This is a genomic window from Snodgrassella sp. ESL0323, from assembly GCF_013346865.1.
GTDB classification, from domain to species: domain Bacteria; phylum Pseudomonadota; class Gammaproteobacteria; order Burkholderiales; family Neisseriaceae; genus Snodgrassella; species Snodgrassella alvi.
Map to the genome: position 1 here is coordinate 132,386 of NZ_JAAEDT010000028.1, position 13,230 is coordinate 145,615.

A 13,230-nucleotide genomic window follows, 5' to 3' on the forward strand; every position below is an offset into this window, starting at 1 on the left:
TGAAAATAATCATTTTAACGGAGTTTATCTGTTACTGGCTAAAAAACAACCAAATAAACACCTCTCTACTTGAATTTATTATGATTACTCATCTATTCCGATAATATGTATTTTCCCTCATAAATTATCTTAAACCATATTTGAAACAATTTCCGTTACTCCTAATAACAGTCTGTCTGAAAATATTTATTAAACATTATCAAAACTAATTTATTGTATTTTTCTCAAATATTTACGTTATTTGATACTAAGTCGTAACGCAATTAAAAAAACAGTTTGAACTATCAGCTATAACAGAAAAAAGCTAAAATGAAGTTTTATTATTAGCTAAGATGAAGATATGCAAAATGCCAAAAATCTTGCGTGGCTGGATATGGAAATGACCGGATTAAATCCGGATACAGACCGTATTATAGAAGTTGCCATGATCATTACCGACAGTGATCTGAATGTACTCGCACAGTCTGAAGTACTGGTAATTCACCAGCCAGACAGTATTATCGATTATATGGATAAATGGAATACCGCCACTCATACACGTACTGGCCTGGTAGACAAAGTAAAAGCCTCCACGCTGACTGAAGCTGAAGCTGAAAAAAAATTGCTGGCTTTTATCAGTGAATGGATACCGGAAAAAGCCTCACCAATGTGTGGCAATTCCATTCATCAGGATCGCCGGTTTATGGTGCGTTACATGCCGCAACTGGAGGCTTACTTCCATTATCGCAATCTGGATGTTTCCACTCTTAAAGAACTGGCCAGACGCTGGAATCCTGCCATTCTCAAAGGCATCAGTAAAAAAGGCGCACATCAGGCTCTGGATGATATTAAAGAAAGCATTGAAGAAATGGCTTATTATCGCGAACACTTCTTAACAATACCCAGTTGATTTTGTATACTACTCCATCCATTTTCGCTGAAATTAACTCCGGTTATGATCAATCCGTCCTGTCCTATTAATCAGACAGCCATTTGGGCACAATTGCATCAGCATCAGCGCAGTACCCGTTTCTTGCATATGCGCGATTTATTTCGTCAGCAGCCGGATCGTTTTGCGCAAATGCATGAACAATTAAATGGTCTGTTACTGGATTACAGCAAAAACCGTATTACTGAAGATACGCTTGCATTATTGATTGAACTGGCAAATACCGCAGACGTACGTGGCTGGACTGACAAAATGCGCCGCGGTGATAAAATTAATGTCAGTGAAAATCGTGCCGTATTACATACAGCACTCAGGCTACCGCCGCATGCTGAAGTGTATGTTGATGATCACAATATCGTACCGGATATCCATCAGGAACTGCAACGAGCCTACCGCTTTGCCGAATCAGTGCGCAATGGTGAATATACCGGAGCCGGTAATGAACGTATTACTGATATTATCAATATTGGCATTGGCGGATCTCATCTTGGTCCGGAAATGGTGACACTGGCCTTACGCCCGTTTCAGCAAACTGGTCTGAATATTCATTATGTTGCCAATGTTGACGGTGCCAACCTGATTCAGGTATTGAATAAAGTTAATCCGGCCACAACTATTTTTATCATTGCCAGCAAATCCTTCTCCACACCCGAAACTTTGCTGAATGCACAAACTGCACGTAACTGGTTTTTACAACAGGGAATGAGTGAAGCTGATATCAGCTGCCATTTTATAGCTATAACCAGTGCTGTTGATAAAGCACAGGCTTTTGGTATCACTTCGGATCATACATTCACCATGTTTGACTGGGTAGGTGGTCGTTACTCTGTTTGGTCAACTATTGGATTATCAGTTATTTGTGCTATTGGTAAAGAAAATTTTGAAAGTTTTCTTGCCGGTGGCAGAGCGATGGATGAACATTTTTTTCATGCGCCGTTAAGACATAATATTCCGGTTTTACTCGGCCTGATCGGATTGTGGTATCACACCTTTTATACCACAACTAGCCATGCAATTATTCCTTATGACCACGGACTGCGCCGTCTGGCTGCGCACTTGCAGCAGCTGGACATGGAAAGTAACGGAAAACAGGTAAGCCGTTATGGGGAACGGCTGGACTTTGATACTGGTCCGATAATCTGGGGTGAGGAAGGTGTTAACTGCCAGCATGCTTTTTTTCAATTACTGCATCAGGGACCACGACTGATTTCCTCCGATTTTATTGTTCCGGTTAACAGTTTTTATCATGTTAGTACTCAGCATAAAGTTCTTGTTGCTAATGCCTTTGCTCAAACTGAAGCACTGATGCGTGGCAAAACACTGGCGGAAGCTTATGCCGAATTAATTGATCTGGATAACAAATCACGCGATATTATGGCTCCGCAAAAAGTATTTCCGGGTAATCAGCCATCTAATACACTCTTAATAGATGAAATTAACCCGTTTAATCTGGGCATGCTGCTGGCCATGTATGAACATAAAGTATTTGTACAGGGTGTTATCTGGGGAATAAACTCATTCGATCAGTGGGGCGTAGAGTACGGAAAAGTTCTGGCTAAAAATATTGAACCGGAATTAAGTACCAATGATTCACTGCACCATGATGCTTCAACTAACGGCCTCATTGACTATTTCAGAAAACACCATCATGACACAAACCTTAATTGACATCACCACCAAACTGGACGAACTGGGACACACTGTAACCTGTGCTGAATCATGTACCGGAGGGCTGCTGGCAGCAGAGCTAACTCGCCTGCCGGGCAGTTCCAATTGGTTTAACATGAGCTATGTCACCTACAGCAATCAGGCAAAAAAACAATTGCTTAATGTTAATGAAACGACTTTGCGCCATTATGGAGCTGTTAGTGAGGAGTGTGTACGCGAAATGGCACTGGGCGCTTTGATTAATTCGAAAGCAAATTATGCTATTTCGATTTCCGGTATTGCCGGACCAACGGGAGGAAGTGCCGAAAAACCAGTTGGTACAGTATGGTTCGGGCTGGCAACTAAACAGCGTATCTGGGCTAAAAATTACCAGTTTAACGGCAACAGAGATACAATCCGCACCCAGGCTGTGGGATACGCATTGCGTTTTTTACGTCAATATTTATACCGTTAAACCAGGTTATATACATATCAAAATCCAGCAGATAAAATAAAACTGACCGGTTTTTCACAGCTGGCCAGTTTTTCATTTCAAACAAATCAAATAATTAATCACAATTATTCAATACGTTCACCATGAATACTCACATCCATACCTTCTCGTTCTGAATCATGATCAATACGTAAACCACGACACACAATTGCTACAATTTTAAGAATCAGATAAGTCATAATCAAGCTGTATACGATTGTAATAGCCACATCTTTAATCTGTGCCAGCAGTTGACTACCTATAGTCGCCTCGCCGCCAAAAATGGCGTTACTGAACAGCAAACCGGTTAAAATTGAACCAACGATACCGCCAAAGCCGTGAATACCAAAGGCATCAAGCGAATCATCATAACCGAATCTGCGTTTTAAATACACTGCGGCAAAATAGGCAGCAACAGCCGTCAATACTCCGATTACCAATGCAGCCTGCGGACCGACAAACCCGGCTGCCGGTGTAATACCTACCAGACCAGACACTGCACCAGAAGCCATACCCAATGCAGAAGGTTTATGTCCTGCCAGTTTTTCACATAACATCCATGTTAATGCTGCTGAAGCTGCTGCTATCTGAGTTACAGCCATAGCCATACCGGCAGAAGCATCCGCAGCCCCTGCTGAACCGGCATTAAAGCCAAACCAGCCAACCCATAACATTGCAGCACCGGTTAAAGTCAGTACCATATTATGCGGTGCCATTACATCTTTACCGTATCCAAGACGTTTGCCAATCACCAGTGCAGCTACCAGCCCGGCAACACCGGCATTAATATGCACAACCGTTCCTCCGGCAAAATCCAGAACCGGCGTATGTGTATCACTCATAAAGCCTCCGCCCCAGACCCAGTGACATATCGGCGCATAAACACAAGTAACCCAAAGACCGGAAAATAACAATAAGGCTGAAAATTTCAGACGTTCGGCAAAAGCACCTGTCACAATAGCCGTTGATATAATAGCGAAGGTCATTTGAAAAAACATGAATACTGATTCAGGAACAGTACCATCTCCATTAACAATGGTAGTCATTTCTCTGGTTTTATCCAGTCCCATACCGCCAAGCATAAAACGATCCAAACCACCAATAAATGAATTCCCCGGGGTAAAAGCTAACGAATAGCCTATTATCATCCACAGCACACTCACCAGTGCGGCAACGACAAAGCTGTGCATCATGGTTCCCAGTACATTTTTTTTTCGTACCATTCCGCCATAAAACAATGCCAGACCAGGAACAGTCATCAGCAAAACCAGTACGGCAGAAGTCATTACCCATGCTGTATTACCTGCATTTATCTCAGACAGCGGTCGCCACCATCCGGACAAATCAGCAGCCAGTAGCGGCAATGGTAATAACAGAGCTGTCGTTACTACACATTTATCGATCAACTTCATTGTATTTCCCTTAAATAATTATTCAGATTATTTATACAGCATCCGATCCAGACTCACCTGTACGTATTCGCACCACCTGCTCAACCGCTGAAACGAAAATTTTGCCGTCACCCACTTTACCTGTTCTGGCACATGTCATTATCACTTCAACAGCCCGCTCTACTAGCTCATCCGCCAGTACAATTTCTATTTTAATTTTAGGTAAGAAATCGACTTCATATTCTGCACCCCGATAGATTTCAGTATGTCCTTTTTGCCTGCCAAATCCTTTTACCTCACTGACAGTCATTCCCTGCACACCTATTTCAGCCAGTGCTTCACGCACATCATCCAGCTTAAATGGCTTAATCATTGCTGTAATTTTTTTCATATAACTCCTCTTTTCTGAATCTTTCATTCTCGATCATCCAGGACAATATTACTGAACATTAAGCAATGTTCGTCTTCCGGTTCTATTATTTGCAGCAATATAATAATTCTTACTACACCATACATCTTTATTTTAAATCTGCAAAGATGTATCAAAATTACTGGAGTATTTATCTTTTTCCCTGCATAAATACCATTCGGTTAAAGGTACAAACCAATCTTATCTGTATAGCCCGTAAAATAAATAATATAACGATATAAACCATATGTAATACCAGCTATACATATCAATTCAGCTCTTCAATCAATGCAAATACATATCAACTTTTGATGATATATTTAGCAGAAATTACATCTGAGAAATAAAAAACAGCAGATGAAATAAAATTACATTTATCATTCTTATTGCATAAATAATTTCAATAGAAAACACACACATGCGACATACATTAAACAGCTCTATCAGGTATAATTAGCCATAACAACGGTAAAATAAATATATGTGCTATTGAAACTTCATGTTTCTATCAAGAGGTCAACATGTTAATTTGCAATCCGTATGAAATCGTTATTCAAGGTATGACTAATAATAATAAACGTTTTCGACCCAGTGACTGGGCCGAACGTTTATGCGGGATATTGTCCTCTTTTGATCAGGGTCATCGCCTGTCTTATCATCAATGGGTTCGTCCCATTTTAATAGATAATATTCGCTGTGTTGCCGTTGATCGTAAACTGGAAGAAATCAGCAGCACAGCATTCAATTTTCTGATGGACTTTGCCCGCGATAACGATTTACGTATTCTGGATTGCAAAGCCTTATTAGAAGAACGGGAACATAAACTAATTAAACTGACTGATGCTGTATCTCAGAAAAATGCAGAAGTAGCACAAACACAACTAAATACAATTAATACAGAAATAGAAACAGAACCACTGACGCCGGTTAATCAATTACGTGAACTGACTCCGGCAGAGACTGGTTCTGCTTTTGCAGCTTTGCATCTGTTACATCCCAATATTCGTGATATTGTTCAGTTTCAGGATCTGGTAAAAATTCAGCAGGCAGAGGGTTATCGTCTTTTAGGAATATTTGAAGAAGGCAAACAAAATGCTGTGACTGTTTGTGGTTTTCGTATTGTGACTAATTTTGCTGCCGGACGTCATTTACATATTGATGATTTAACCAGCCTTCATTTACCCATAGCTGATGACAAAATTAGCCAGATTTTCACAGAGTTAAAAACAATTGCAACACATGAACATTGCAGCAGCATTCATGCTGATTCAAGTATATCTTCAGATAGTAGCAATATACATCATTTATATCTGAAAAACGGATTTACTTTATGCAGCCATAAATTCAGCCTGAAACTTGACTAAGTAATATATATAATCATACATAATAAAAATACAGGATATTTTAATATCCTGTATTTTTATAGACAAATTGGTTTTAGATTTTTGTATAAATGACCGTAAGTATTACTCTGCTTCTGCCAGATAGCCACGCAATTTCTGCATAGCTTTGGCTTCAATCTGGCGGATTCGTTCTGCAGATACACCATATTCACCAGCCAGATCATGCAAAGTTAATCCACCATCATCTGCCAGCCAGCGACTTTCAACAATATGCCGGCTGCGATCATCCAGTTTGGCCAGTGCATTCTGCAAACCTTCCGTCTGCAAAGTATAATGCGCCTGCTGCGCCAGTATTTGTGTTGGCTCTGTAGTACTGTCAGTCAGCCAATCTATTGGTGCAAAATTATCTTCATCATCATTTTCTGCCAGCAGTGACATATCCTTACCTGTCATCCGCTGTTCCATTTCCAGAACTTCAGAAAGTTTCACACCTAAATCATCAGCAATCGACTGTGCTTCTTTGTTACTTAACGCAGCCATAGATTTGCGCATACTGCGTAAATTGAAGAATAATTTACGCTGTGGTTTAGTAGTAGCTACACGTACCAAACGCCAGTTACGTAAAATAAATTCGTGTATTTCAGCTTTAATCCAATGTACCGCAAACGAAAATAAACGTACGCCACGACTTGGCTGAAAGCGTTTTACCGCTTTCATCAAACCTATATTGCCTTCCTGAATCAAATCAGCCTGATTCAGGCCATAACCATCATAACCACGAGCGATAGAAACCACTACACGCAAGTGGGACAAAATCAGTTTTTTTGCAGCCTCTAAATCTCCTTCGGTCTGGCGTACCGCCAAATCCTGCTCTTCCTCTGGAGAAAGCATAGGAATATTGTTTACGGTATGAATGTATTGCTCCAAACTACCATGCCCGGTCAGCACGGGTAATGCAAAAGCGGTATTCATGCCTGTCCTTTCTCTGTGTGCCCAGCTATTTAATTATTTTTCGTTCCCTACAATAACACATTGTTTATCGCAGGAAAACCAATTAATAACTGAGTTAATAATTTATCATTGTAATTAAAATATTAATGTACTTCAATTACTATTTATGATTTGTTCATCATAGGAAAAATCATGTATATTTAAAATTATGATTGTATAAATTTATCATTATACACATTAGTTTAGTTTATTCAACGGCGACAATGTCCATAAATACCTAGTATTAACAGTAAAAACAGACTGATCAAAGCCAAAGGCCAGCTGCCTCCGAGTCGCATATAGGGTGTACTACCCTTATAACCGGATATTTCACCTTCTAATACAGATGCAGTATCGGGTTTAAGTTGTGCCACAACTTTCCCTTTAGGATTAATAATTGCAGTCATTCCTGTATTGGTTGCACGAACCATATAGCGTCCTGTTTCTAATGCACGTGCCTGAGATTGCTGTAAGTGCTGCTGCATAGCATGTGATTTTCCATACCAGGCCATATTGCTTACATTGGCCAGTAAACTCGCCTGTCTGGCTGTGGCGATTAATTCATCACCAAAGCCATCTTCATAACAGATATTAAATGCAACACGCTGATTAGCCAGTTGTAAAGGCAGCTGAGCCATGCCTCCACTGGAAAAACCCGACAATGGCATATCCATATTGAGATACAACCAGCCTAGTAAAGCCGGCAAAGGAACATACTCACCAAACGGAACCAGATGATTTTTAGCATAGAAAGGCAACCCGGTTGCTTCAGGAGCAGCAGTAAAATTAATCACTGCATTTTGATAATTGTTTCCGTCTGCCGTATATTGCGGAATACCAGCAGCTAATGCTGAACCATGGCTACGGGCAAGCTGAGTAAATTCATCTAATTGTGCTGCAGGCATATCCTGTCTCATTACCGGAATAGCTGTCTCTGGCAAAATAACAATATCAGCATGAGTACTGGCTATCTGCTCCAGATAACGTTGCAAGGTTGGCTGTAATGACTGCTCATCCCATTTGAGTGACTGTGGAATATTGCCTTGTGCCAAAGCAATTCTGGCATGGGTTCCATCTGGCTGTGTAAAGTGAAACTGTAATAATATTGCCCCAAGCAACCATACACCTGTTAAAGCAACACCACAGCCAATCTTTGCTCTCCGGCTTTTAGCCAGTACTAACTCAGCCAGCCAGGCACCACTGGCTACAGTAACCAGTGTAACCAGAAAAATACCACCCACTGGTGCAAAACCGGCTAAAGCCGAATCTGCTATCTGACTATAACCCCAGATGCCCCAGCCAAAACCTGTTAGTGCACGTTCACGAACAAATTCAGCCAGACACCATAACAAAGGTAATATCACAGCATGACAAATAGTACCTGACAACCTGAATTTACCTAGCAACCAGAATACTACAGCCGGATAAATAGCCAGATAAGCAGGTAATAGTATGGTCAGCGGCCAGGCCCAAATTTGTGCTAATCCGGCAATATCATGTAAAGCAATATCTATCCAGTATAATAATGATGTATATGCGGTTAATGCCCACAGATAAGCCGTTCTAATACGCCATTGTGGTCGTACACTCTGCAAAATCAGCAATACTGCCAGCAAAACCGGTAACAGCCAGTAATGATAATAAGGAGCAAAAGTAAATGGTACCAGGGCTGCAGATATAAATAATAATGGCCAGTACAGCCAGGGCTTGGCTAAATATTTCATAACAGAAGAATGCGATGCAGCTATCTCCATTTGAGTCACATAAATCTCCGCAGCTTTCAGACAACTACATTAAAATTCGACAATTACAACCGCCATTAAAGGCAAACATAAGCATCTATTATATTAATATTTTTAACACAACATATTATTATTTACCGTAAATACTACGTACTCTATTTAAAGCCACATTAAACAAACATATTTTCTATGTTAATGAAGAAATAATATGTTGTACGAATAAATTAAACAGATAATTGTCAATATTAAGCAATATCCAATATATTAATCTATATTATGCTTAACAGTAACCATTAGCGTCTGTAAACGCCGTGCATCAGCCCGGGCTACCGTAAAATTCAACTTACCAATGGTAATTTTTTCACCTCGTACTGGCATATGGCCAATTTCCTGAATAACCAGACCACCAATAGTGTCGACTTCTTCATCAGAATAATCGGTACCAAAGAATGCATTGATATCTTCTATTTCGGTCACCGCATTAACGCGAAATCTCTCTGCAGACACAGCAAAAATATTATCAGCACTATCATCTTCATCAAATTCATCTTCGATATCACCAATGATAGGCTCAATTACATCTTCAAATGTTACCAGTCCTGAAGTACCGCCATATTCATCAACGACAATAGCCATATGATTGCGTTGCTCACGAAATTCTTTTAACAATGTATTCAGTGACTTACCTTCAGGAACGAATACAGCCGGACGTAATATCTGTTCTAACTGAAAATGTTCTGTTCTGCCCCAGTATTTAAGTAAATCTTTAGCATGCAGAATACCCAGAATTTCATCTTTATCCTCACCAATCACCGGAAAGCGTGAATGAGTAGTATCAATGATATAAGCAATAATTTTGTCTAAAGAATCATCAATCTTAATTACATCCATCTGGCTGCGCGTTATCATCGCATCACGCACTTCCAGATCAGCAAAATCCAGTACATTTTCCAGACATTGTAAGGTATCTGCATCAAAAACCTGCCGTTCATGTGCTTCCCGCAGGGTTTGCAATACATCTTCTTCAGTATCCGGCGTCTCTCCGGATATGCGATTTACAAATCGCTCAAAAAATCCGGGTTTCGATGAACTTTCGTCCATGATCAATATTCATCCTGTGTATAGGGATTTGCATATCCTAACTGATGCAGGATACGAATTTCAAGCGCCTCCATAATTTCAGCCTCATTATCATCAATATGATCAAAACCCATTAAATGTAAAGCACCGTGCACAGTCAGATGAGCGTAATGCGCTATCACTGATTTATGTTGGTCAGCAGCTTCTTTTTCTATCACCGAAGGACAAAAAATCAGATCGCCATTGAGTTCTGAACAATCAGGCAAATACATGCTTTCGCCTTCGTTGAGTGCGAAACTCAGAACGTTAGTTGCATAATTTTTGTTTCGATAATCATGATTAAATTGGGCTGCCTCATCTTCATTACACAGTAATATGGCAATATTGGCTTGTTTATAACTATTTTTACACGTTTGCCATATCCATTGCCGCCACTGCCTGTAAGTCGGAACGAGGCTAGCGTTACTGCGATTATCGACATTTAAACTGAATATTTGATTCAAATGCTGTAAAACCGGCTTTTTTTTGGCAATTTTCATCTAATTTATTTTTGATCCTAATAGGTATATTTTAACAAGTACTATTGATAAATGCACTACATCACTGATTCTGGAAATAATGCTTTTATCAGGATTTTACTATTAAAGTTTAAATTTCAATTTGATAATATTTATATTAAAATTTTGATCTATACAGCTATATTGCACATAATCGTTCATTTTTTGTATCATCACCCATTATCCTGTTTGTTATTTTCCATTTTAACATCATACTTTTTCATCAATTTCTTACATATAATTTTAACTGTACAAATTTTATTATCCAGCATTTTAAAATGCTAAAATTTTATTTTTAAATTAATCTTCATTAATCCACTGTTCTCTTAAGATTTGATGTGTTATTAACCAAAAAGCCACCGACTATTAATGTGGTTAATGTCTTTTTTGAGAAAGTACTAAGAGCACCTTTAATTAAACAAGCACTTTGCTATGATATGATTATATTATTTTACTAGTAGATGGGGCTCATAATGGACATTCCTGAAAGTATACAGCAAGAGCTAGGCACATGAAATAATGGAACAGGCATTGATTTAGAAAGTTGCATTGACTATATGGGGAGTTATGATTTAGCCATGAGTTATTGCACATTATTTTGGCCAACGTTTCAATGAATTGATGACTATATTGTGCGAGAAGGGCTCACAGCAAATTATCTCAATAGTTGGGTGATTTCTACACAAAATAGTTATGATGACCTGATACCTGATGAAATTGATGAATTTGATCGTTATCAACTGGAAAAAGTGATAGAAATCTGCAAAAAAGTAGTAGTTTATCAGAAGCAAGCCGATAATTATTTGCCATATCCCGAACCAAAAAGCAACGCAGTAACGATGCTGATCGCCTAAAAAATACTTAGCTAAATTTGGCCTGAGTTGGGAAATAATACATAGTAATAATTGATAATCCAATAAAAAAATGATTTATCAATTTACATTTTAATAAACTTTAGTCTAGAATACGGCCACTTTCCTGAATAGTGCTGCTGCAGGAAACAGTAATTATCTTCTCAAATTGAGAGGACGGTATTTTATTGTTTTCTAGGTGGCTATTATGTCTACATTTACCCGTTTACAAAAACGTTTATCCCGAAGTGGGATTGAAACTCATTTTAATAATGATATTTACACATTTAATAAACAAGATATTACGGCACAAGTACTGTTACCTAATCCGTTACCTTTAGAAGAAAAAGCGGTTGAGCAATTACTTGATTTTGCATCGGTAACAAAGCCCAATAGTGATGGCAAAGTTTGCGCTGCAAGGGCTACGCCAGACTTTCATCCCGGTACGATTGCACCAGTTGGAAGTATTGTTGCCACGACTCCTGATTTAATTATTCCTGCGGCGATAGGCACGGATATTAATTGTGGGATGCGCCTGTTTACTACAGGCTTAAGTCTTAATGAGGTGGATGAACAAAAATCAATTCTCATTGAACAATTGAAACAGGTGTTATTGCACGATAAGCGCGATGTGCCAGTTACCCCCACTTCTTTTCAGGCTCTTTTTGATGAAGGTCTTGCAGCTTGGTTAGAAGCCTTACCGCAACAAGGTTTATGGAATAGTGTCGATTTTAATCGGCTATCGCATGAAATTAGTAAAATTTCTGGCAATAATTTACTTTCAGCAGATAGTCAGTATGCTCCCGAAGCCTTTTTTGAAAAACGAGCGATTATTCGTCCGGCAAGTCTAGGCACAGTAGGTTCAGGTAACCATTTTGTTGAATTACAAATTGTTGATGAAATTATTGATCGCCATGTTGCTTATCAATTAGGTTTAAAGAAAGATGCTATTGTGGTGATGATTCATACCGGATCACGTGATGTCGGTTTTTATATTGGCAAGCGTTGGCAAGATAAAGCTAAAGCATTATGGCCGGTCGATCAAAAATACCCTAAATCAGGTTTATTTGCTTTGACAGACAATTATGTTCAAGAGTATTTGCAAGCGATGGGCGTTGCTGCTCGTTATGCTTGGATAAATCGTATTGTGATCACAGAGCTAGTGCGTAAAACGTTTAGTACACTCTTTAAGCAAGATGCTAGTCAATTATTGGTTGATATCTCACACAATGTCATTTTTCCTGAGAATGGCATGAATATTCATCGGAAAGGTGCAACACCCGCACATTTAGGTGAAATAGCATTGATACCAGGCTCTATGGGTGATTATTCTTATGTTGCAATAGGAAAAGGTCATCCTGATTGGTTATGGTCTTGTTCGCATGGTGCTGGACGAGCTGAAAAAAGGCAAACGATGCGCAGTAAAAAATTGGCCTCTGATAACGCCTTATTGCCATGGCAATGCGTTACTTTAAAACAAGAGCGACTATTTGAGGAAGCGCCTGCAGCATATAAACCGATTACGCCAGTCATTCAAGCACAAGAGAATGCCGGTTTAATCCAAACCGCTGTGAGACTTAAACCGTGGATAACCTTTAAAGTATGATGTAAAAAAGATGTCAGTTTTTAAAAAAAAATGACATCTATATAGCGAGTTAATAAAGATAATGATTGATGTCATTATCTTTATTATATTAGTTTTATCATTTCTGATTTGATTTGTTATTTTAATAAATCATCAATACCCCGCAGCTAAGCTATCACCACGAGGATCGGTTGCACCCATTAATCTATGATTA

General features: G+C 39.1%; 12 protein-coding genes. 6 read left to right on the top strand and 6 right to left on the bottom strand.

Features of this window, described 5'->3' with window-relative positions; all coding sequences use genetic code 11:
• The first annotated feature begins 340 nt into the window (after positions 1-340).
• The 3 genes from orn to GY065_RS12050 are packed head-to-tail and all read left to right on the top strand — an operon-like array spanning position 341 to position 3,050.
• Positions 341-889: an oligoribonuclease gene (orn, locus tag GY065_RS12040; RefSeq protein WP_037473631.1), complete on the top strand. Its 549-nt coding sequence runs from the start codon at positions 341-343 to the stop codon at positions 887-889.
• Positions 890-934: 45 nt separating this feature from the next.
• Positions 935-2,596: a glucose-6-phosphate isomerase gene (pgi, locus tag GY065_RS12045; RefSeq protein ID WP_174834266.1), complete on the top strand. Its 1,662-nt coding sequence runs from the start codon at positions 935-937 to the stop codon at positions 2,594-2,596.
• Complete coding sequence (locus tag GY065_RS12050; RefSeq protein WP_096766391.1) at positions 2,577-3,050, top strand: CinA family protein; 474 nt, start codon at positions 2,577-2,579, stop codon at positions 3,048-3,050. The genes pgi and GY065_RS12050 overlap by 20 nt, the downstream gene beginning before the upstream one ends.
• Positions 3,051-3,154: 104 nt before the next feature.
• On the opposite strand, the gene GY065_RS12055 is transcribed toward GY065_RS12050, so the two are convergent.
• Both GY065_RS12055 and GY065_RS12060 read right to left on the bottom strand, forming a co-directional pair.
• The gene (locus GY065_RS12055) at positions 3,155-4,480 is read right to left on the bottom strand and encodes an ammonium transporter (protein ID WP_174834267.1); all 1,326 of its coding nucleotides are present in this window, start codon (positions 4,478-4,480) and stop codon (positions 3,155-3,157) included.
• A gap of 31 nt (positions 4,481-4,511) precedes the next feature.
• Positions 4,512-4,850, bottom strand: a complete 339-nt coding sequence (locus GY065_RS12060) for a P-II family nitrogen regulator (RefSeq protein WP_100116898.1) — start codon at positions 4,848-4,850, stop codon at positions 4,512-4,514.
• A 539-nt stretch (positions 4,851-5,389) separates the two neighbouring features.
• Here GY065_RS12060 and GY065_RS12065 point away from each other — a divergent pair.
• Positions 5,390-6,232, top strand: coding sequence for a DUF3579 domain-containing protein (locus tag GY065_RS12065; RefSeq protein ID WP_174834268.1), 843 nt, complete (start codon positions 5,390-5,392; stop codon positions 6,230-6,232).
• A gap of 102 nt (positions 6,233-6,334) precedes the next feature.
• Here GY065_RS12065 and rpoH read toward each other — a convergent pair whose 3' ends face one another.
• The 4 genes from rpoH to ybeY form a co-directional block, all read right to left on the bottom strand.
• Complete coding sequence (gene rpoH / locus GY065_RS12070; protein ID WP_174834269.1) at positions 6,335-7,183, bottom strand: RNA polymerase sigma factor RpoH; 849 nt, start codon at positions 7,181-7,183, stop codon at positions 6,335-6,337.
• A gap of 230 nt (positions 7,184-7,413) precedes the next feature.
• Positions 7,414-8,955 (bottom strand): apolipoprotein N-acyltransferase, encoded by a 1,542-nt coding sequence (gene lnt, locus GY065_RS12075; protein WP_244621539.1) that lies wholly within the window; start codon positions 8,953-8,955, stop codon positions 7,414-7,416.
• A gap of 252 nt (positions 8,956-9,207) precedes the next feature.
• A complete protein-coding gene (locus GY065_RS12080; protein ID WP_174834270.1) occupies positions 9,208-10,044 on the bottom strand; it encodes an HlyC/CorC family transporter in 837 nt (278 codons plus the stop codon).
• Positions 10,045-10,046: 2 nt separating this feature from the next.
• A complete protein-coding gene (gene ybeY / locus GY065_RS12085) occupies positions 10,047-10,562 on the bottom strand; it encodes an rRNA maturation RNase YbeY (protein ID WP_037473570.1) in 516 nt (171 codons plus the stop codon).
• Positions 10,563-11,212: 650 nt separating this feature from the next.
• On the opposite strand from ybeY, the gene GY065_RS12090 reads away from it, so the two are divergent.
• Together GY065_RS12090 and GY065_RS12095 are read left to right on the top strand one after the other, a co-directional pair.
• Positions 11,213-11,434 carry a hypothetical protein gene (locus tag GY065_RS12090; protein ID WP_174834271.1) on the top strand — a complete coding sequence of 74 codons (222 nt, stop codon included), beginning with the start codon at positions 11,213-11,215 and terminating at the stop codon, positions 11,432-11,434.
• Positions 11,435-11,639: 205 nt separating this feature from the next.
• On the top strand, positions 11,640-13,037 hold the full coding sequence (locus GY065_RS12095) for an RtcB family protein (protein ID WP_174834272.1): 1,398 nt from the start codon (positions 11,640-11,642) through the stop codon (positions 13,035-13,037).
• Positions 13,038-13,230 lie beyond the last annotated feature (193 nt).

Coding starts and splice junctions, on each gene's coding strand:
- orn (WP_037473631.1), top strand. CDS start 341: ATGCAAAATGCCAAAAATCTTGCGTGGCTGGATATGGAAATGACCGGA.
- GY065_RS12095 (WP_174834272.1), top strand. CDS start 11,640: ATGTCTACATTTACCCGTTTACAAAAACGTTTATCCCGAAGTGGGATT.
- lnt (WP_244621539.1), bottom strand. CDS start 8,955: ATGGAGATAGCTGCATCGCATTCTTCTGTTATGAAATATTTAGCCAAG.
- GY065_RS12055 (WP_174834267.1), bottom strand. CDS start 4,480: ATGAAGTTGATCGATAAATGTGTAGTAACGACAGCTCTGTTATTACCA.
- GY065_RS12050 (WP_096766391.1), top strand. CDS start 2,577: ATGACACAAACCTTAATTGACATCACCACCAAACTGGACGAACTGGGA.
- GY065_RS12060 (WP_100116898.1), bottom strand. CDS start 4,850: ATGAAAAAAATTACAGCAATGATTAAGCCATTTAAGCTGGATGATGTG.
- GY065_RS12080 (WP_174834270.1), bottom strand. CDS start 10,044: ATGGACGAAAGTTCATCGAAACCCGGATTTTTTGAGCGATTTGTAAAT.
- rpoH (WP_174834269.1), bottom strand. CDS start 7,183: ATGAATACCGCTTTTGCATTACCCGTGCTGACCGGGCATGGTAGTTTG.
- ybeY (WP_037473570.1), bottom strand. CDS start 10,562: ATGAAAATTGCCAAAAAAAAGCCGGTTTTACAGCATTTGAATCAAATA.
- pgi (WP_174834266.1), top strand. CDS start 935: ATGATCAATCCGTCCTGTCCTATTAATCAGACAGCCATTTGGGCACAA.
- GY065_RS12065 (WP_174834268.1), top strand. CDS start 5,390: ATGTTAATTTGCAATCCGTATGAAATCGTTATTCAAGGTATGACTAAT.